Below are 20,635 nucleotides of genomic sequence, written 5' to 3'. Positions count from 1 at the left end.
TGCTGCCGCTTCGTTGCAGGCGCCTGCCGAACACATGATGAACCTGAATCTGCAAATCAAAAATGCGTCTATGACGCGGTTTGTGTTTTCAGGTAGCCTCTTTTCGTTGAGCGAGTTCAACGCCACGCCACATTATGCAACGCCAGATGGCGCCAAATTGATGAGTTACAGTTAAGGATCACCTCATGGCCGATACACAAACATTAGACGAAGCGGCGGTTCATGCCTATCTGTCAGAAAACCTTGCGGGGTTTGAGGGGCCGATGGAGGTCACCAAGTTTCAGGGGGGGCAATCGAACCCGACGTTTATGCTCAAAACGCCAAAGCATTCCTATGTGCTGCGCCGCAAACCGCCAGGGGTTTTGTTGAAATCGGCCCATGCGGTTGATCGGGAATTCCGCGTTCAAAAGGCGCTGGAGGGTTCTGACGTTCCTGTCTCGAAAATGCATTTGCTGTGTGAGGATGATAGCGTCATTGGGTCGATGTTCTATGTTATGGATCATGTTCCGGGCCGGAACTTTAACGAACCTGCAATGCCGGATGTTTCGAATGGGGACCGTAGCAAGATCATCGATGAGATGAACCGCGTTTTGGCGGCGCTTCATTCCGTTGATATTGATGCGGTTGGCCTGTCTGACTATGGCCCTGAGGGGAATTATTTTGAACGGCAGGTCGGGCGCTGGTCTAAACAATACCACGCGTCAGAGACGACCAAGATTCCTGCGATGGACCAGCTGATGGAAGCGCTGGTTAGCGAGCGCCCTGAGGATGACGGGCAGCGGACCTTGGTGCATGGTGACTATCGCATCGACAATATGATTTTTGATGCGACTGGCACGGATTGCCGTGCCGTGTTGGATTGGGAGCTATCCACCATCGGCCACCCGTTTGCGGATTTGGCGGCTGTTATCATGCAATGGCAACTTCCCGCAGGTCACGAAGGGCGCGGCATGGCAGGGCTGGATCGCGCGGCGCTAGGGCTGCCGAGCGACGCCGAGTTTATCGCCGCTTACTGCCAGCGGCGCGGACTAAAGGGGATTGACCATTTTGGGTATTATCTGGGGTTTAACTTTTTCCGAATGGCGGCGATCATTCAAGGTGTGTTAAAGCGCGCCCTTGATGGCAATGCCTCCAATCCTGAACGTGCGATGAAGGTTGGTGCGTTTGTGCCAGTTTTTGCCCAACATGGGCTTGATGCATTAAAGCGGGGTTGAGTATGGACCAATCGGACAGCGAAAACAAAGACCGTAACTTTGTCACCGCGCTTGCGCGGGGGCTGGAGCTTTTGCGGTGTTTTCGCAAGAACGATCATACGTTGACCAACAGCGACTTTTCCGAACGGACGGGCCTGCCCAAGGCGACGATCTCGCGGTTGACGCATACGTTGTGCGAATTGGATTATCTGGTCGCGGATACGCGGGTGGGAACCTATCGGCTAAGCGCGGGTGTCTTGCGGCTGGGGTTCAGCCGTCTGGCTGCGATGGATATGCGGGACCGTGCCAAACACGAGATGCATGCGTTGCGGGTGAATGGCCCGAACCCGTTTGTGACCGTTGCACTGGGTGAACAACACCGGACCGAGGTGATTTACCTTGCGACGGATGCCTCGACCGAAGAAGTTACGTTGATGGTGCGGGTTGGTACGCGCATGCCCTTGTTTGACTCGGCTATTGGGCGGGCCATTTTGGTATTCACGCCCGAAGAACGCTGTGAACAGATTTTCGGTTTTGCGCGAAGCGAAGGTGAAGACGTGGAAATTGCTGCGCGTGCGGCGTATAAGGAGGCTGTCGCTGAGTATGAGGCGAATGGCTATTGTACCGGAATTGGGACATGGCGATCTGATGTAAATGGCATTGCTGTTCCAGTTCATTCGCTGAGCGACGGTCGCGTCTATGGGTTGAATGTTGGTGGCCCATCTTACAGAGTGAAGCGTAAGCAGCTTGAGAATGTATATGCGCCGCGGTTGATCAAAATCGCAGATGCGCTCAGTCTGAAGCAATAGGATTGTAGCATTCAGATTCGTTAACAAGGGGCATAGCCTTGCGGACTAACGTTCCGCTGTGCGGAACAAATTGCTGCATCTGCATTGTAAATTCTCGGAAAAACCGCAAAATTCCAATGCAACTATGCGTGAATATTTGGCCAAATTACGGAACTTGGGAGAAGACATCTTTGCTAAGCGAGGCGCCGCTCGCAAAGAGTGAGATCGGGTGAAGTCTATTAAAAACAACGTATTAACACGGGTTCTTTAAGGCACAGGAGCTTGCCCTTAAAGAGGGGGTTAAAAATTCCGCAGCGTCACGCCTAAAAAAACCGCGCCTTTGCCACCCCCACAGTGCTTGACTTAATACGGTGGTGTGCAACTCTCTTTTACATAGCCCATTTATAAAGATCGCAAACAGCGGCGGGCTGTCCTAGGGAGGAACAACATGAAGAAATTGACTAAACTTGGTGCGGTCTCTGCACTGTCATTGATTGTCGGCGCAAGCGCGGCTTTTGCCGAAAATATTAAAATTGCATTTATCGATCCACTATCGGGACCTTTTGCAAGCACGGGTACAAACGGCTTGCACCAATTCGAATTTGCAGCCGACCACATGATCAACGCCAATGGCGGGGTTCTTGAGGGGCAGGAATTTGAAATTGTTGCGTTTGATAACAAGATCAGCCCGAAAGAGTCGCTGATCCAGTTGCAGGTCGCGATTGACCAAGGCATCCGCTACATCGCGCAGGGTAACTCATCTGGTGTTGCAAACGCGCTGACCGAAGCAATCGACAAGCACAACCGCCGCAACCCTGACAGCCGTGTGTTGTTTCTGAACTATGCCGCTGTTGATCCGGCGCTGACGAACGACAAATGTAACTTTTGGCACTTCCGTTTTGATGCGAACGCAGACATCAAGATGGACGCATTGACGGATGTGATTGTTGGAAATGAAGACATCAAAAAGGTCTATGTGATCGGTCAGGACTATTCGTTTGGTAAAGCTGTTGCTGCTGCCGCGAACCGGTTCTTGGGTGAAAAGAAGCCGGATCTGGAAATCGTTGGTGACGAGCTGCACCCAATCGGTAAGGTTAAAGACTTTACGCCATATGCGCGCAAAATCGTATCTTCGGGTGCGGATGCGGTGATTACGGGTAACTGGGGCGCAGACATGCTGGGTCTTGGTAAATCGGTTATCGAGAACGGTTTTGAAGGTCCGATTTACACCTATTATGCTGCGGGCTCTGGTATCACGGGCGCCTTTGGTGAAAGCGGTAAAGACCGTATTCGCCTGATCTCTCAGGGGAGCGTTAACCCGATTGCCTCGGATGAGGCGCGCGCGGCCTATGATGGCTATAAGGCGAAATACCCAGACGGTAACATCGACCAAAGCCGTATCTTCAACGTGATTGGTATGTTGGGCGAGGCGATCACTGCTGCTGGTACAGCGGATGATGTTGTTGCCGTTGCTTCCGCCTTGGAAGGGATGGAGTATGACAGCATGTGGGGTGGCAAGATCTTTATGCGCCCACAGGATCACCAAGCGATCCAGGATATGCATGTTGGCGTCCACACCAATGATGGCCTTGACTATGATTACGATAACTCCGGTTACGGCGTTAAAACGGAATCTACGGTTGAGATGGCATCCATGGACAGCCCGACAACTTGTAAGATGAAGCGCCCATAAAAGGCGGTTCTCTGGTTCGCCCGCGATAGCGTGGGCGAACCATTTCGACACAATCTTCATTTTTCCGGAGGGGCCCAATGGACCTCATTCTCGTCAATCTCATCGACGGGCTGGTTACCGGACTGCTGTTATTTATGCTGTCCGCCGGTCTGACACTAATTTTTTCGATGATGGGTGTTCTTAACTTTGCCCACGCTAGTTTTTACATGTTGGGTGCCTATTTCGCCTATCAGATCAGCATCGCGCTGGGGTTTTGGATGGGCCTGCTCATTGCGCCTCTGATCGTTGGGGTCATGGGGGCCGGTGTTGAACGATACGGCCTGCGACGGGTCCACCAATATGGCCACGTCCCCGAGCTGATCTTTACCTTTGGGTTGGCGTTGTTGATTGAAGAGATGGTGCAATTCGTCTGGGGTAAAAACCAGATGCCCTATGACGTGCCAGAGATCCTGAACTTTACCGCCTTTGCGATCTCGGGGAATTCGATCCCTGCCTATAAGATCTTTATGATCTTCACGTCGGTCGCGATTTTTATCGGGTTGCTTTATGTTCTGACAAAGACGCGCGTTGGGATGATTATTCAGGCGGCTCTTAGCTATCCGCGCACGGTTGAGGCCTTGGGCCATAACGTGCCGCTTATCTTTATGGGCGTGTTTGGTGTGGGGACAGCATTGGCTGGTGTGGCTGGTGTGATTGCGGGGCCGGTATTGGGCACCTTCCCTGGTATGGCCTTTGTTCTTGGCTCGATCGTGTTTGTGACGATTGTGATCGGGGGGCTTGGATCGCTTTGGGGGGCGCTTGCCGCCTCGCTGTTGATCGGCTGGATCACGACATTTGCAAAATCCTACAACATCGAAATGGAGAACGTGCTGAACGCTATCGGCATCAGCACGCCAGAGAATTTGGACGACAGCATTTTCCGCGATTTCTGGAGCCTAACCAGCCCGCAGATTGCTGACATCCTTCCATACATCCTGATGGTGTTGATCCTTATCTTCCGCCCTGCAGGCCTCTTCGGAAAGCGCAGCACATGACCGATCAGATTACAACCGACCCGTCAAAACCCGCACAGCGTATGCGTGCCGGTTCGATGACCCTCACGCTGGCGCCGTGGATTATTGCCGCTGTTGCAATGGCGATTCTGCCGATGGTGTTTACGAACAACTCGGCGTTGACGATTATGAACCAGATGTCGATCACGATCATCTTTGCGCTGGCCTATAACATGCTGCTGGGGCAGGGGGGCATGTTGTCCTTTGGTCATGCGGTTTACGGTGGTGTGGGTGGTTTTGCCTGTATGCACATCATGAACATGTCCGATTTCTTTGCCTCTTTCCCATTGGTGATCTTGCCGCTGTTTGGTGGTTTGTTCGGCATGGGGCTGGCGATGATTGTGGGCGCGTTTTCGACCCGCGGTGCTGGCACAGTTTTCGCCATGATCTCGCTGGGGGTTGGTGAGCTGATTGCCGCCTGTTCGGTGATCATCGTTGCCTTTTTCGGGGGCGAGGAAGGCATCAGCGGGGACCGCACCTATGCGCAGCCGTTCTTTGGTGTCGAATTCTTGCAGCAGATCGAGGTCTACTATCTGACAGCCGCATGGGTGATTATCTCGGCCGCGTTGATGTATCTGTGGAGCCGCACACCCGTTGGCCGTATGGCGAATGCCGTGCGCGACAACCCAGAGCGCGCCGAGTTCTTGGGCTATTCCGCGCGCTGGGTCCGGTTCTATAGCTTTGTCGCTTCGGGCTTTTTCGCGGGTGTTTCTGGTGGCTTGTTCGCGATCAACTATGAAATCCTGACCGAAGAAAACCTGAACACGGCGTCTTCTGGTGTGATCTTGTTGGTCACATTCCTTGGTGGCGTTGGTTTCTTCTTTGGGCCGATCATCGGGGCGATTGCATTTACCTTGCTGCAAACCGTGCTAAGCCTATCAACCGAACTGTGGGCGTTTTATGCAGGCGCCTTGTTCTTGGCCACGGTGATGTTCTTTCCGGGTGGTTTGGCAGGTCTGATGATGATGCATGTGCCTGTGTTCAGACTGGGCAAAGCCAAGAGCCTTATCATGCCCTATGTCAAAACCCTGCTTCCCGGAGCGATTGGTATTCTGGGCCTCGCGGCGTTGATTGAAATGACGTTCCACTATCGCCATGCGGCGCAAGGTGACAATGAAATGACCCTTTTCTGGACGACCTTTAACAGCCACGACATCTTGCCGTGGATCATAGCGGGGGCGATCACTTTGGTGGGCCTTGGCATTGCACGGGCCACCGCGCCTGCGCTGAAGGAAGCTTGGAACGAAGCCACCACAGTAGGAGGTGCATCATGAGCACACCCGCCCTAGAACTCTCTGGCTTGAAAAAGAGCTTTGGCAAGGCCGAGATCATTCGCGGCATTGACCTGTCTATCGGCAAGGCCGAGCGGCACGCGATTATTGGCCCTAACGGTGCTGGTAAATCGACGCTGTTCAACCTGATCACCGCGCGGTTTGCGGCGACGGCTGGCACGGTCAAGCTGCATGGTGAAAATCTGGCGGGGCTTGAGCCTTTTCAGATCAACCGCAAAGGCCTTAGCCGCTCGTTCCAGATCACCAATATCTTTCCGGCGATGACGGTATTTGAAAATGTCCGCTGTGCGCTGTTGTGGTCGCAGGGGTACAAATACAGCTTTTGGAACCTCGTGAACCGCAAAAAGGATCTGACCGAAGGCGCCGAGGCGATCCTAGAGCAGATCAACCTGACCGAACGGCGCAACCTGCCTGCGGGCACGCTCAGCTATGCCGAGCAGCGCGCGCTAGAGATCGGGATCACCATTGCAGGGGGCGCGGATGTAATCATGCTGGACGAACCGACAGCGGGGATGTCCAACACCGAAACCGATTACATCACCGATCTGATTATGCGGGTGACCGAAGGCAAAACCCTGATCATGGTTGAACATGACATGGGCGTTGTATTCGGCCTTGCTGATCGTATCAGCGTTTTGGTTTACGGTGAAATCATCGCAACAGGTCGCCCCGAAGACGTACGCGGCGACCCCAGAGTTCAAGAAGCCTATCTAGGCGCAGCATTGGAGGCAGAACATTGATCGAAGTCACCGACATGCACGCCTATTACGGCAAATCCCACATCCTTCAGGGGGTATCCCTGAACGTGCAAGAGGGCGAAATTGTTGCCCTTCTGGGTCGTAATGGCGTTGGCCGTTCCACCACCTGCAAGGCCATTATGGGTGAGGTCGAACCGAAAGGGTCGGTCAAATTCAAGGGCAAAGAGATTGCAGGCAAAAAGGCCTATGAGGTCGCAAACCTTGGCATTGGTTATGTGCCCGAAAACCGCGATATCTTTCCGGGTTTGACGACACGCCAGAACCTTACTTTGGGGTTGAAGCCTGGGCAAAAAGACGGCGCTGGCCGTTGGTCGATGCAAATGATGTTCGACATGTTCGAAAACCTTGATCGGCGCGCGGATGTTGAGGCATCTGTTTTATCTGGTGGTGAGCAGCAGATGCTAACTATGTGCCGCACATTGATGGGTGACCCTGATTTTGTGATGATCGACGAACCGACCGAGGGGCTTTCCCCTCAGATGGTTCAAAAGGTTGCCGAGGTGTTGCAAGAGATTGCAAAGCGGGGGATCTCGACCCTACTGGTTGAGCAAAAGCTATCCATCGCGATGGATATTGCCGACCGCGTCTATGTCATGGGGCATGGGCAGGTTGTGTTTGAGGGCACCCCCGCCGAGCTGAAAGAGCGCGATGATGTGCGCAAGGAGTGGCTAGAGGTCTGATGCCTGGTTTCAACGCAACCCGCCTAGAGCGTATCGGCGGTTGGATGCAATCCTATGTGGATCGCAAGCGGTTTGCGGGGGCGTCTGTTCTGATCGCCCAAGGCGGCAAAGAGGTCTATTACCACGATTGCGGTCTGCGCGATGTCGCGCAGGCGGCGCCATGGCAGCGCGACACGGTGGCGCGCATCTATTCAATGACCAAACCAGTCACCTCGGTTGCGTTAATGATGCTGGCCGAAAAGGGGCTGTTTCATCTGGACGCCCCTGTTTCCGATTTTATCCCCTCGTTTGGCGAGATGACCTGCCTTGTCGAAGGGGCGACAGCATTGGATCAGGTGGTGCCATGTGAAACGCCCACCCTCCATCAGCTTTTGACCCATACCTCTGGCCTAAGCTATGCCTTCAACCCCGGTGTTTTGGGGCAGGCGATGACGGATCAAAAGATCGAATTTCATGGTGATCGCGAAACGCTGGCGCAGGCCTGTGATCGCGCGGCGGCGCTGCCGCTGGCCTTTGCGCCGGGTGCGCGGTGGAATTACTCTATTGGCATTGATGTTATCGGGCGAGTGATCGAGGTTGCCTCGGGCAAGGCATTGGAACAGTTCCTTGTTGACGAAATTTTTGACCCGCTCGGCATGGATGAGACGCGGTTTTCCGTACCCGCCCAAGCGCGGGATCGTTTCGCCGCCTGCTACACGCCGCTGGCTGGGAATGCGTTTTCAACGGGCAAGGTCGAAAAGGCAGAGGACAGTCTGCGCCTGATCGACGGCTCGGACAAATCTCCGTTCCTAAAGACCGAGCTTCATTCAGGTGGAGGGGGATTGGTTGGCACAATCGACGACTACCTCAAATTCACCGAGATGATGCGCACGGGCGGTGCGGGGGTGATTGGGCCCAAGACGCTGGCGTTTATGATGCGCAATCATCTGGGCAGTGATATCGCGTCAATGGGGCCTGACAGCTTTGCCGAACAAGCCATGGAAGGCACTGGTTTTGGCATTGGCGGCGCTGTTTTGCTGGACCCAGCACGCGCGCGCGCCTTGGGGAGTGTGGGAGATTTCAGTTGGGGGGGCATGGCGTCGACCTGTTTCTGGATTGATCCGGTTTTTGATCTATCTGTCATCTTTTTCACCCAGCTGATCCCCAGCAGCTCCTATCCTGCGCGGCCCCAGCTGAGGGCATTGGTGCATGGGGCGATGACATGAGCAAAGAATTATGGTCGCCGAGTAAAGAGCGCGCAGAGGGCTCGACAATGGCGGCGTTTGAACGGTTTCTTGGCGAAACGCGCGGCCTGACATTCGACGATTACAATGCGATGTGGCGCTGGAGCGTTTCCGACCTAGAAGGGTTCTGGGCCGCCATCTGGGATTATTTTGATATCCGCGCCGCGCAGCCTTATTCGCGCATTCTGGCAGATCGCAGCATGCCAGGGGCCAAATGGTGCCCTGATGCAATGTTAAACATGTCGGACAACATCTTGCGCCATGCTGATGGCCGCGAGAATACCCCCGCCATCATCGGCTTTTCCGAGACACTGGGCCGAACGGATCTGTCGTGGGGCAAGCTGCGCGATAAAGTTGCGTCAGTGGCGCAGCATTTGCGGGGCATGGGCGTAGAGCAAGGTGACCGTGTGGTCGCTGTTTTGCCAAATGGAGAAGCCGCGCTTGTCGCCTTTTTGGCGACTGCCAGCCTTGGGGCTGCTTGGTCTCTTTGTGCGCCGGATATGGGGCATGTTGCGATCCTTGACCGCTTTAAGCAGATCGCGCCAAAAGTGTTTATCGCCCAAGACGGCTATGTTTTTGCAGGGGCCACTGTTGATCGTCGCGATGTGCTGAAGCAGATCACTGACGGATTGCCAAGCGTGGCACAGTTTGTGACCCTACCCGTTGTGGGGGATCTGCCCGAGGGGCATGTTTCATGGGATAGTTTGTTGCACGATGAGGCCGAATTTGCGCCGACGCCTGTGCCGTTCGATCAACCCCTTTGGATCGTTTATTCATCGGGAACCACGGGAAACCCAAAGCCGATTGTGCATGGTCATGGCGGTATTATTCTTGAGATGAACAAGCAGACTTTGCACCATGACATCTCCTCAAAGGACCGCTTTTGCTGGCTCACCTCCTCGGGGTGGATCATGTGGAACGCGCAATGGATGGCATTGGGGCAGGGGGCCACAGTTTGTCTTTATGACGGGGCGCCGCAGCATCCGGATATGTTGGCGCTATGGCGCTTTATCGCAGATGAACAAATCACGTTTTTCGGGGCAGGGGCGGCCTTTTTCGCGGGGTGTCTCAAGGCGGGGGTTAAGCCGATTGAGGAAGTCGACCTTTCCGCGCTGCGCTCTCTTGGCTCGACGGGGTCGCCATTGGGCGCGGACGCCTATGATTGGGTATATAGGGACGTAAAGGAAGATATCTGGCTGGCGCCTGTCTCTGGCGGGACCGATCTGGCTGGCGCTTTTGTATTGGGCCATCCGGCGATGGCTGTGCGTGCGGGAGAAATGCAATGTAGATCGCTGGGCAATGCGGTGCGGGCCTATGATCCTAACGGGAATGAATTGATCGGCGAAGTTGGTGAGCTTGTCTGTACCGAGCCGCTCCCCGCGATGCCGCTGTTCTTTTGGGGGGATGACGACGGCAGCCGCCTGTTTGAGAGTTATTACGACACCTACCCGAATGTCTGGCGGCATGGCGATTGGATCAGCATTGATGAAAAAGGTGCGAGCGTCATTTATGGCCGCTCGGACGCGACGATAAACCGAAAAGGGCTGCGCATTGGGTCGTCGGAGATTTATCAGGCGGTTGAAGGGTTGGACGAGGTTCTGGACAGTCTGGTGATTGACCTAGAATTCTTGGGGCGCGACAGCTTTATGCCTTTGTTTGTTGTGCCAGCAAAGGGTGTCGCCTTGGACGAGGCGCTGAAGGCAAAAATCAACACGGCCATTCGCACGGCGGTTTCGCCGCGGTTTATCCCGAACGAGATTGTCGAGCTTGCCGAGGTGCCGCGCACTCTTTCAGGTAAAAAGCTTGAGGTTCCGGTGAAAAAGCTATTGTTGGGGGGTGATCCCGCGCGTGTTGTAAACCGTGACAGCATGGCGAACCCAGATAGTTTTGATTTCTTTATCGCCTATGCAGCCGCACGGGCCAGCACCTAAGAGGCCCAGCCATGAGCAACGTTGCAAAAGAACTGCTAGAGCTTTTGGACATCGAGCAGTTGGAAGTAGACCTGTTCCGAGGTGTTGGATCGGGCGGGGAAACAACGACGCGTATCTTTGGCGGGCATGTGATTGCGCAGGCGCTGATGGCGGCCTATCGCACAGTACCTGACCGGTTGTGCCACAGCTTGCACGCCTATTTCATTCGCCCAGGCGATCCGAGTATTCCTGTGATCTATCAGGTGGACCGCGCCCGTGACGGGGGCAGCTTTACCACCCGCCGCGTTGTTGCGATTCAACACGGGAAGCAGATTTTCAACCTGTCCGCCTCGTTTCACGTGGATGAAGAGGGCTGGAATTTTCAGCATGAAATGCCAAAGGTCGGCGCGCCCGAAGACTGGCCCAGCCGTGATGAACTACGCGAGGCGAATGTTTCAAAAATACCTGAAAAATTCCATGACGATTTCATGCGCAAACGCCCGATCGAAATTCGTGAGGTCGCGCCGCGGGACTTTTTCACGCCTGAAAAGGCCAGTGATGAAAACCATCTGTGGTTTCGGATGGAAGCAGCCAAAGGGCAGGGGCCACAGATGCAGCATTGTTTGCTGGCCTATGCCTCTGACATGAATTTGCTCGGCTCGTCCCTGCGCCCGCATGGGTTGACGTGGTTCCAAGGTAACGTGATGAGCGCCAGTTTGGACCATGCGATGTGGTTTCATGCGCCGATCCAGTTTAACGACTGGCACCTTTATGATCTTGATGCCCCTTGGACGGGAAAAGCCCGCGGGTTTAACCGCGGGGCGATTTATAATGCAGATGGCACATTAGTTGCCAGCGTGGCCCAAGAGGGTCTGGTGCGGCCCCTTAAAAAGATGCCGTAACAGCGGCGTTCTTTAGGCGAACTTAAAGAAGCACAATTTGTTGCCGTCGGGATCATGCACATAGGATCCGTAAAAGCGGTCGGGGATACGTTGACCTGGCTCGCCAGCGCATGTTGCACCCAGCTCGATCGCGCGGGCATAAAGCGCGTCTGAGTCTTTCTTTTCTGGAACAGGAAATGCGACCATTACGCCGTTACCAGGTGTTGGGTCTTCTTTGTTGAAGGGCTCACAAATGGCAAGCATGGGTGCGCCGCGTTCGGTGCCGATAAAGGCGATGCGGCCCATATCCATAACCAGCTTTCCACCTTGTTCGGCGAACAGCTCGGTATAAAATTTCTTGGCGCGTTCCATATCGCTCACGCCGATGGTTGTGTATCCGATCATATCTTTTCCTTAGGTCTCAAAGTCGCCAAAGCGGCGGTTTAGTTTACGCATACCACCGATCCAACGGTCGTAATTATCGGTCTTGTTGCGCATGTAGGTTTCGACCTCTTTATGGGGCAGCACAAGAAACGTTTCATCACGAATAGTTTGAACGCAGGCCTCGGCCACGGGGGCGGGTTCCATCATGCCGTCAATCGCGGCAACGTGGTCTTCGTGCCCTTTGGTCATTTCGGTTTTCACGGCCTGTGGGCAGAGGACAGAAACCTTGATCCCTTGGTCGCCATAACTCATCGCGATCCATTCAGCCAAGCCAACGGCGGCGTGTTTCGTGACTCCATAAGGGGCCGAGCCGATCTGATTCAGCAGCCCAGCAGCCGAGGCCGTGTTGAGCAGATAACCGCCCCCACGTTCGGCCATTTTAGGCACCAAATGCCGCGCCGCCCAAACATGGGACATCACGTTGATTTCCCATATGTTTTGCCATGCGTCATCTTCAACCTCGACACCGCCAGCAACCGAGATACCCGCGTTGGAGCAGAACAGGTCGATAGGCCCAGCATCCGCCTCGACAGCGTCGATCATGCTGGTGATCTGGTCCTTGAGCGAAACATCCACCTGATAGGCTTTGCCACCCATCATTTGCGCGGTTTCCTCGGCGCCAGCCATGTCGCGGTCAACGCAAGCGATGTGCTTGGCGCCTTCCTCGGCAAAGCGCAGACACATGGCGCGCCCGATACCAGACGCGGCCCCTGTGACGACGATGATCTTGTCCTTTAACTCCATGGCTTAGGCCCACATGCTGGAACCACCACAGACGGTAAGCGCCTGTCCGGTCATGTATTTGCTGGCGTCAGAACCAAGGAACACGGCAAGCCCTGCAAAGTCGTCGGGTTCGCCCAAACGTTGCAGTGGAATGGCCTTTGAGTATTTCTCTTCGACGCCGGGTTTATCCCAAAGCTCGCGCGCGAAATCGGTCTTGATCAAACCGGGGCAGATCGCGTTAAAGCGGATGCCCTGTGGCCCGAACTCCATGGCAAGGTTACGCACAAGGCCAATGAGCGCCAGTTTGGACATGCCGTAGGTACCCAGACTATCCGATGCTTTGAACGCGCCAATAGAGGCGGTGAACATCATCGAGCCGCTACCCTTGGCGGCCATGTCAGGGGCAACCATTTTGGCGAGCCACAGGTTGGACTGAACATTGGCATTCATGGTGCGTTCGTAGTCTTTGTTTGAAATGCCCGCGATAGGGCCAAAGTAGGGGTTCACGCCCGCGTTGCCGACGACGATGTCGATGGGCCCAGCGATTTCATGGGTTTTGTCCACCAGCGCCTGAAGGGAATCTTCGTGCACGATGTTGGCGGCCACGCCATGGGCGCGCTCTGCGCCCACGGATTTGTTAATCTCTGCCGCTGCTGCATCCAAATCCTCTTGGGTGCGGGAAGAGATGATGACCGTCGCGCCGTGTTCGGCGAGACCTTTGGCCATTTCAAACCCCATACCTTTGGAGGCACCGGTGAGCAGGGCAACTTTGCCTGTCAGGTCAAACATGCTCATACGCCGCCCCGTGTGCGGCCCGTTGCGATTTCGCTGCGCGCGCGGTCTGTGCGGGAATTGGAGGCCTGATAATCGTTGACCTCGGCGCGGGCGATGACGTGGTGGTGGACCTCATCAGGGCCATCGGCATACCGCAAGGTGCGCTGTGCCGTGTACATACCCGACAGCGGAGACCACTGGGAAATCCCCGTGGCGCCGTGCACCTGCATCGCCTCATCGATGATGTTACAGACCTTTTCAGGCACCATCGCCTTGATCATGCTGACCCAGATACGCGCCTCTTTGTTGCCGAGGGTATCCATCGCTTTGGCGGCTTTCAGAACCATCAGGCGCATGGCTTCGATCTCGATTTTGGCGCGGGAAATGGTTTCCATGTTTTTCCCAAGGTTGATGATCTTTTTGCCGAAGGCTTCGCGCGACAGGCCGCGTTCGATCATCAGATCCAGCGCCTTTTCGGCCGCACCAATCGAGCGCATGCAGTGGTGGATACGGCCAGGTCCAAGGCGAACCTGAGAAATCTCAAACCCGCGGCCTTCGCCCCACAGGATGTTTTCCTCAGGGACGCGGACATTGGTGAATTTGATGTGCATGTGGCCGTGCGGCGCGTCATCATGGCCAAAGACATGCATCGGACCGACGATTTCAACACCAGGGGTGTCGATGGGCACAAGGATTTGCGACTGCTGGCGGAATGCCTCGGCATCGGGTGAGGTTTTCACCATTGTGATCATCACCTTACAACGCGGATCACCCGCGCCAGAGATATAGTATTTCTCGCCGTTGATGACCCATTCGCCGTTTTCCAAAACAGCTGAAGTCGAGATGTTTTTGGCGTCAGAAGACGCCATGTCAGGCTCGGTCATGGCAAAGGCCGAACGGATTTCACCAGCCAGCAGTGGCTTTAGCCATTGTTCTTTCTGGGCGGGGGTGCCGATGCGTTCTAGCACCTCCATGTTGCCCGTATCCGGCGCCGAGCAGTTCAGCGTTTCTGAGGCCAGCGGGCTTTTGCCCAGCTCGGCCGCGATATAGGCATAGTCGAGGTTGCTAAGACCTTCGCCTGTTTCGGCGTTTGGCAAAAAGAAATTCCACAGCCCGTTGTCGCGTGCCTTTTGCTTGGCCGTTTCCAGCAGCTCTAGCTGCCCCGGGGCATAAGACCAACGATCTGCACGGCCCTCGCCAAGGGCGAAAAACTCTTCGGTGATCGGGTCAACGTTTTCGCGGATGTGTTTGATCACCGCCGCGAGCAGCGGTTTGTTCTTCTCGGACATGCCGAGGTTGTTCATTTCCATTGGTGTGTCAGACATCTGAATGTCTCCTTTGTTATTCTGGTGCCCTTGGGCAATATCTGGCAGTTGGTGCTGCGTTATTTGTTGACCCAGTTGGGTTTTCTCTTTTCGACAAAGGCTTGCACGCCTTCTTTGAAATCTTCGGTTTTGCTGAGGTCTGCGATGACCTCGCGCGAATAGTCGATGCTGGCCGCCATGCCGTCGGCTTCGGCCATTTTGTTCAGCACGCGTTTGGTTGCTTTGACGGCAGAGGGCGAGACGGTGCATAGCTCTTCGGCTTTGGCCATGGCGCGTTCCATAAGCTGGTCATGGGCGACAACTTCGTTAACGCAACCCATGGCAAGGGCTTCGTCGGCCATGATCGTGCGGCCTGTGAACATCATTTCCTGAGCGGCCAAGCGGCCGATATAGCGGGACAGGCGCTGCACACCTGAAGCAGCGGCAAAAAAGCCGACCTTGACTTCGGGTAGGGCGAATTTGGCATTTTCCGACGCGATCAGGATGTCACAGCTCAGCGCCGTTTCAAATCCGCCACCCATGGCAAAACCATTCACTGCGGCGATGATGGGCTTTTCTAGGTCAAAGCGTGAAGAGAGGCCTGCAAATCCGCTATCGGGCAGACCTTTTTTGCTGCCGCTACCTGATGCGGTTGCCTTTAGATCGTTGCCTGCGGAAAAGGCTTTGTCGCCCGCGCCTGTTAGCACTGCAACCCAAAGGTCCTGATCTGCGGCGAAGGCGTCCCAGCATTGGGACATCTCGTGGTGCATATCCGCATGGACGGCGTTGTACACGTCTGGGCGGTTCATGGTGACCACTAGGATGTGGCCCTTTTTTTCGGTTGTGATGAATTCGTAGCTCATACTTTAAGCCCTCCGGTGTCGATATCTGTGAATTTGCCGCCAGAAGCGGCGAGGTCGCGCAGGGTTTGCGCAGGCGCAAAGGCGGGATCAGCCGCGCCGAGTTTTTCCATCCGCGCAAGGATCGCCTTGGCGCCGACCATATCGGCGTAATACATTGGGCCGCCTTTGTCGGCGGGCCAGCCATAGCCATTGAGCCAGACCACATCGATATCCGAGGGGCGCTGCGCCTTGTTCTCTTCAAGGATTTTCACGGCCTCGTTGATCATCGGATAGATGCAGATTTCGATGATCTCATCCGCGCTCATGGTTGAGGCATCTGCACCTGTGATGTCACGGATGACGCCTGCTGTGATGTCAGAGGGGACAGGGCGGCGGGTTTCGTCATAGTCGTAAAACCCTGCTTGGGTTTTCTGGCCGCGGCGGTCCATTTCGCACAGGGCGTCGCGGATCGGGTTATCTGTCTTGGCGCCCTTGGACCAACCGATATCTAGGCCCGCGAGGTCGCTCATCTGGAAGGGGCCCATTTTAAAGCCAAAGGCGTTCAGCGCGGCGTCCACGTCCCATGGCATAAGGCCCTGATCCAGCAATTTGTTCGCCTGAATTTGACGGGCAAACAGAATGCGGTTGCCAACAAAGCCGGGGCAGACGCCGACAAGAGCCGCGATTTTGTTGATCTTGGCGGCCAGCGCCATTGATGTCGCTACGACGTCATCGGCGGTATGTTTCGCACGCACAATTTCGAGCAGCTTCATCACGTTTGCAGGTGAGAAAAAGTGCAAGCCGATCACGTCTTCGGGACGGTTTGTCATGCTGGCGATTTCGTTGATGTCCAGCGCAGAAGTGTTCGTAGCCAAAATCGCGCCAGGCTTCATTACGCGATCAAGCTCGGTAAAGATCGTGCGTTTGAGGTCCATGTTTTCGAACACGGCTTCGATCACCAGATCACAATCGGCCAGATCCGCAACGGCAAGGCACCCTTCAAAGCGGCCCATGCGCGCCTCGACTTCTTCTTGCGGGAAGCGCCCTTTGTCGGAGGAACGTTGGTAATTGCCGCGCACCACCTTCAGGCCACGGTCTAGCGCCTCTTGGGTGGTTTCGACAATTTTCACGGCATAGCCAGCGGTGGCAAAGTTCATCGCGATGCCGCCGCCCATGGTCCCCGCACCAATGATGCCAACGGTTTTGATTTCGCGCTGGGGCGTGTTTGCCTCCAGTCCCGGAACTTCCCATGCGGCTTTGCCAGCGGCGGCGATATAGGCGCCGGTTTCTTCGATCGTGGGGGTCATGCTTTTGCCTTTTCGTTGTCGAGACAGACCGTGCGTAAACCACGGCGGTCGATTTTGTCGGTTGCGCCCCGCATCAGCGGGGTTGTTTGCGTCCATAAATGTTCAGGAGTTTTGAATTTTGCGATGTGCCCGTGAAGGGCCTTTGCCATTTGGTCGTGCGTCAGGGTTGCGCCGTCTTTCAACTGCACACAGGCGCCTACAACCTCGCCCAAGCGGTCGTCAGGGACGGAAAAGGCACAGGCCTCGATCACGTCGGGTAGCCGATGCAAGGCACCTTCAACATCCAGACAGGCGATGTTTTCGCCGCCACGGATGATGATGTTTTTCTTGCGGTCCAGAATGGTGACGTACCCCTCGGAATCCATAACCGCCAGATCACCTGTGCGCAGCCATCCGTCTTGCATTGTCTCTTCTGTCGCTTCGGGTTTGTTCAAATAACAACGCATGTTGCTGGGGCTTTTGACCGTGATCTCGCCCAACTCGCCATCGGCAACGTCATTTCCTGCGTCATCCAACAGGCGCAGCTCTTGGACGGGGGGATGTAACCTTCCGGCGCTTTCGGGGCGGTTGAGGTATTCCTCACCGATCATGCCGATGCCGAGGGCGTTTGTTTCTGTCATACCCCAGCCTGTAGCGATTGCGGCATTGGGAAAGGCCTGCGCCAATTCACCCACCTGCGCGCCCGGACGTTTTGCACCGCCAGAGCCTAGGTAATCCATCGTGTCTAGGGTTTCATTGGCGGCATGGGCGGCCTGCATCAGGTCGGCCGATTGCGTTGGAACGCCCAAGAAACGCGTGATGCCTTCGGTTTTAATCAGGCGGACGGCCTCGGCTGCGTCCCATTTTTCCATCAAGGTTATGCGCGCGCCAGCAACAAGGCTGAGCAGGAACAGCGGATGGGTTGCGGTGACATGAAAGAGCGGCGTGACCACCAAGGCAGAAGGGCGCGGTGGCTCTGGCGCATCTGGTTCTGGTGGGTCGATCAATGGGGCCACCACCGCCTGCATGAGCCAGCTGAACACGGCGTTTACAGCGCCACGGTGCGTTTGCACAACGCCCTTTGGGTGGCCAGTTGTGCCTGAAGAATACATCACCGCAAAATCATCATCTGTGTCGATTTGCACGGCTAAAGGCGCATCTGAAGCCGCCGATTGAAGGGGCCCATAGCTGTGATCAACCATGCCTTCGCCGTCGCGAACACCGACAAGGGTTAGCCCTAGTTCATCGCGCAGAGGCAAAAGGCGTTCGATCCTTGGACCATCGGCAAAGACCAGCTTTGCCTCGCTGTCGCGCAGAGCATAGTCCAGCTCTTCGGTTGTCCACCATGCGTTTACAAAAACCACTGTGGCACCCGTGGCTGATATGCCAAGGACAAGCGTCAGCAGTTCGGGATAGTTGCGCATGGCGATGGCGACGCGGTCGCCTTTGGAAATGCCAAAGCTTGAGCCAAGCACATTCGCCACGCGCCGCACCTCGGCGCAAAACGCGCCGTAGGTCCATCGCTCATCCGCGTAGAGAAGATAGTGAGAGTTCCCATCGTCATGCTGCGCGATGCCAGCATCCATAAGAGTGGGCACAGTGGGGGGAATGTTTTGAAACGCGGTATATTCAATCCCGCGAATGGTCGTAGGGGCGACGGCAAATGTTGGGTTGGTTGCCAGAACATGGGCAACGGCGGCTTCAGGTGTCATTGCGGTCATAGGACCTGACCGCACATCATTTCGATGCTTTTCATAGTGACCCTCCCAAGTCTTCGACTTTCGCGCCTTTGTGCTTTTTTGCTAGGCGACTCTCTCTTTTAGGTAGAGACTAGGGGGAAATATCAAAGCTGCCAATACCGCAGTACGGAACTTCGTTTCGCAAAACGGGCATTTTCTGGGTCAAGCCCATTAGATTTGGTGTCGCCAGCCGAAATTACGCTGCGGCACACAGCGTAAAATAAACCTGAAACAGATAGGGGATGGGGCCTATTCAGCGGTTTCTGCGTTGAGAATGGATTCGATCCGCTCAACATCAGCTGGGTTGTTAAGCTCCCAGAACACGCGGCCGCGCCCCTCTACTTCGACACATAGAACGTCTGTGCCATTCTCAAGAAAGCGCAGCTGTTCCAGCCCTTCGTGGCGCTCCAGACGGCCTTCGGACCAGCCTGCATATTGCTTTAATGCTGCGGGGCGATAGGCATAGAGGCCAACGTGGTGAAAGACTTCGCCAGCTGCGTCAGCCGCCTTTGCGGGGTCGATATAGGGTAGGACTTCTTTGCTGAAGTACAGCGCACGGTTGGAGCGGTCAAAAACGGCAGTGGTGCCGCCAACCAAACCGGCAGCACGGTCGGCGCGAAAGTGCGCATAGGTTTCCGCGTCACATTTCACCACAGGGGTTGCAACGGGGGCATCCGGATTTGCCTTCATCGCCGCAATCAGGTCTTCGACAAACCATGCTGGGGTTAGCGGCGCATCGCCTTGCAGGTTCACGACAAGATCGGCGTCGAAACGGCCCGACGTTGCGGCTTCGGCGCAGCGGGCGGTGCCGTTTTCGCAGCTTGTCGAGGTCATGATGACTTCGGCGCCAAAGGCTTCGGCGGCGTCTTTGATGCGATCATCATCGGTGGCGACAAAAACGGCATCCGCGCCGCGCACGGCCATGGCGGCCTCCCAGCTGCGTTGGATCAGTGTTTTTTCGGCGCCGTCGCGATCACGCAGGGTGACCAGCGGCTTGCCCGGATAGCGGGTAGAGGCATAGCGGGCAGGGATGATGATGACAGTTTTCATTATGCGACTCCGGCGCGTAGGCAATCGTGGATGCGCAGCAGGCCGACAGGGGCGCCCGCATCGTCTACGACAACCAAAACGGTGATTTTGTTGTTGTTCATAACGGCCAGCGCTTCGGCGGCCATCATATCTGCGGGAATGGTTTTGGGCGTTGCGGTGGCGACATCACGGGCAAGGTGAGTGCTAAGGTGTTCGCTGTTGCGGCGTAAATCGCCATCCGAGATGACGCCGACCAGTTTGTCGTCCTCAACCACACAAGCAATGCCAAAGCCCTTTTCGCTCATCTTGAGCAGGGTTTCCTGCATGCCAGCATCAGGGGGCACAATGGCCATTGCCTCGGGCCCGTGCATCAGCTGATGCACCAGCGCCAGCTGCGCGCCCAGTTTGCCACCTGGATGATAGGTGCGGAAATGTTCCGAGAGAAAGCCGCGTTGCTCCATCAGTGCCATCGCCAATGCATCCCCAAGGGCGAGGGTCATTGTGGTGGATGTGGTGGGGGCGATCCCGCTGCCTGCTTCGGTCTCGGTTGGCAGGGTCAGGCACAGGTCGGCTGCGCGCATCAGGGTGCTGTCGGGTTTGCTGCTCATCCCGATCATGGGGATGGAAAAGCGGCGGGTGTGGCGGATGAGATCGCCCAATTCTGACGTTTCGCCAGAGTTTGACAACAGAATGCACAGGTCGTCTTGGGTGATCATACCTAGGTCGCCGTGGCTCGCCTCGGCGGGGTGAACAAAATAGGAGGGCGTGCCTGTTGATGCGAGGGTCGAGGCGATCTTGCGGGCGATATGGCCGGATTTACCGATGCCGGACAGGATGATCCGCCCTTTGATTTCTAGAATACGCTCTACCGCGGGCACAAAATCATCGGGCAGGTTTTTGGCCATTCGGACCAAGGCGCTGCCTTCATGTTCCAGCACTTGGGCGGCGGTGGTCAGTATCGCGTCGCGAGAGGTGTTCTGATCAGACATTTCTACGTTTCCAAGTGGCTGGTTGTTAGGCCCCG

Annotated in this window: 19 protein-coding genes; 10 read left to right on the top strand and 9 right to left on the bottom strand. The window is 55.7% G+C overall.

Annotated features, from left to right (window positions below; translation table 11 throughout):
* Positions 1-185 precede the first annotated feature (185 nt).
* The 10 genes from Z948_RS0100795 to Z948_RS0100750 all read left to right on the top strand — a co-directional run bounded on the left by Z948_RS0100795 (position 186) and on the right by Z948_RS0100750 (position 11,491).
* Complete coding sequence (locus Z948_RS0100795) at positions 186-1,214, top strand: phosphotransferase family protein (protein WP_025057680.1); 1,029 nt, start codon at positions 186-188, stop codon at positions 1,212-1,214.
* A gap of 2 nt (positions 1,215-1,216) precedes the next feature.
* On the top strand, positions 1,217-2,002 hold the full coding sequence (locus Z948_RS0100790; RefSeq protein WP_037952497.1) for an IclR family transcriptional regulator: 786 nt from the start codon (positions 1,217-1,219) through the stop codon (positions 2,000-2,002).
* A gap of 427 nt (positions 2,003-2,429) precedes the next feature.
* Complete coding sequence (locus tag Z948_RS0100785; RefSeq protein WP_025057678.1) at positions 2,430-3,674, top strand: branched-chain amino acid ABC transporter substrate-binding protein; 1,245 nt, start codon at positions 2,430-2,432, stop codon at positions 3,672-3,674.
* Between the two features lie 77 nt (positions 3,675-3,751).
* Positions 3,752-4,708 (top strand): branched-chain amino acid ABC transporter permease, encoded by a 957-nt coding sequence (locus tag Z948_RS0100780; protein WP_025057677.1) that lies wholly within the window; start codon positions 3,752-3,754, stop codon positions 4,706-4,708.
* The gene (locus Z948_RS0100775) at positions 4,705-6,000 is read left to right on the top strand and encodes a branched-chain amino acid ABC transporter permease (RefSeq protein WP_025057676.1); all 1,296 of its coding nucleotides are present in this window, start codon (positions 4,705-4,707) and stop codon (positions 5,998-6,000) included. Before Z948_RS0100780 ends, Z948_RS0100775 begins: the two co-directional genes overlap by 4 nt.
* Positions 5,997-6,758 (top strand): ABC transporter ATP-binding protein, encoded by a 762-nt coding sequence (locus Z948_RS0100770; protein ID WP_025057675.1) that lies wholly within the window; start codon positions 5,997-5,999, stop codon positions 6,756-6,758. The genes Z948_RS0100775 and Z948_RS0100770 overlap by 4 nt, the downstream gene beginning before the upstream one ends.
* A 14-nt stretch (positions 6,759-6,772) precedes the next feature.
* A complete protein-coding gene (locus Z948_RS0100765; protein ID WP_081784012.1) occupies positions 6,773-7,456 on the top strand; it encodes an ATP-binding cassette domain-containing protein in 684 nt (227 codons plus the stop codon).
* Positions 7,456-8,661, top strand: coding sequence for a serine hydrolase domain-containing protein (locus tag Z948_RS0100760; protein ID WP_025057673.1), 1,206 nt, complete (start codon positions 7,456-7,458; stop codon positions 8,659-8,661). Before Z948_RS0100765 ends, Z948_RS0100760 begins: the two co-directional genes overlap by 1 nt.
* Positions 8,658-10,610 carry an acetoacetate--CoA ligase gene (locus tag Z948_RS0100755; protein ID WP_025057672.1) on the top strand — a complete coding sequence of 651 codons (1,953 nt, stop codon included), beginning with the start codon at positions 8,658-8,660 and terminating at the stop codon, positions 10,608-10,610. Before Z948_RS0100760 ends, Z948_RS0100755 begins: the two co-directional genes overlap by 4 nt.
* 11 nt (positions 10,611-10,621) lie before the next feature.
* Positions 10,622-11,491 carry an acyl-CoA thioesterase gene (locus Z948_RS0100750; RefSeq protein ID WP_025057671.1) on the top strand — a complete coding sequence of 290 codons (870 nt, stop codon included), beginning with the start codon at positions 10,622-10,624 and terminating at the stop codon, positions 11,489-11,491.
* 12 nt (positions 11,492-11,503) lie between these two features.
* Here the strand turns inward: Z948_RS0100750 and Z948_RS0100745 are convergent, their stop codons facing one another.
* From Z948_RS0100745 to Z948_RS0100705, 9 genes are all read right to left on the bottom strand, one after another.
* Positions 11,504-11,875: a VOC family protein gene (locus Z948_RS0100745; RefSeq protein ID WP_025057670.1), complete on the bottom strand. Its 372-nt coding sequence runs from the start codon at positions 11,873-11,875 to the stop codon at positions 11,504-11,506.
* A gap of 9 nt (positions 11,876-11,884) precedes the next feature.
* On the bottom strand, positions 11,885-12,658 hold the full coding sequence (locus Z948_RS0100740; RefSeq protein WP_025057669.1) for an SDR family oxidoreductase: 774 nt from the start codon (positions 12,656-12,658) through the stop codon (positions 11,885-11,887).
* A 3-nt stretch (positions 12,659-12,661) separates the two neighbouring features.
* On the bottom strand, positions 12,662-13,432 hold the full coding sequence (locus Z948_RS0100735) for an SDR family NAD(P)-dependent oxidoreductase (protein ID WP_025057668.1): 771 nt from the start codon (positions 13,430-13,432) through the stop codon (positions 12,662-12,664).
* Complete coding sequence (locus tag Z948_RS0100730; protein ID WP_037952507.1) at positions 13,429-14,715, bottom strand: acyl-CoA dehydrogenase family protein; 1,287 nt, start codon at positions 14,713-14,715, stop codon at positions 13,429-13,431. Before Z948_RS0100730 ends, Z948_RS0100735 begins: the two co-directional genes overlap by 4 nt.
* Positions 14,716-14,795: 80 nt before the next feature.
* On the bottom strand, positions 14,796-15,578 hold the full coding sequence (locus tag Z948_RS0100725) for an enoyl-CoA hydratase-related protein (RefSeq protein ID WP_025057666.1): 783 nt from the start codon (positions 15,576-15,578) through the stop codon (positions 14,796-14,798).
* Positions 15,575-16,864, bottom strand: a complete 1,290-nt coding sequence (locus Z948_RS0100720) for a 3-hydroxyacyl-CoA dehydrogenase (protein ID WP_025057665.1) — start codon at positions 16,862-16,864, stop codon at positions 15,575-15,577. The genes Z948_RS0100725 and Z948_RS0100720 overlap by 4 nt, the downstream gene beginning before the upstream one ends.
* Positions 16,861-18,564 (bottom strand): class I adenylate-forming enzyme family protein, encoded by a 1,704-nt coding sequence (locus tag Z948_RS0100715; RefSeq protein WP_037952493.1) that lies wholly within the window; start codon positions 18,562-18,564, stop codon positions 16,861-16,863. Before Z948_RS0100715 ends, Z948_RS0100720 begins: the two co-directional genes overlap by 4 nt.
* Positions 18,565-18,831: 267 nt before the next feature.
* Positions 18,832-19,632, bottom strand: coding sequence for a 3-deoxy-manno-octulosonate cytidylyltransferase (locus Z948_RS0100710; protein WP_025057663.1), 801 nt, complete (start codon positions 19,630-19,632; stop codon positions 18,832-18,834).
* Complete coding sequence (locus Z948_RS0100705; RefSeq protein ID WP_025057662.1) at positions 19,632-20,600, bottom strand: KpsF/GutQ family sugar-phosphate isomerase; 969 nt, start codon at positions 20,598-20,600, stop codon at positions 19,632-19,634. The genes Z948_RS0100710 and Z948_RS0100705 overlap by 1 nt, the downstream gene beginning before the upstream one ends.
* Between the last annotated feature and the right edge of the window lie 35 nt (positions 20,601-20,635).

Source organism: Sulfitobacter donghicola DSW-25 = KCTC 12864 = JCM 14565, from assembly GCF_000622405.1.
GTDB lineage: Bacteria > Pseudomonadota > Alphaproteobacteria > Rhodobacterales > Rhodobacteraceae > Sulfitobacter > Sulfitobacter donghicola.
Note: the sequence above shows the minus strand (reverse complement) of the source record. Positions and strands in the feature narration are given on the sequence as shown.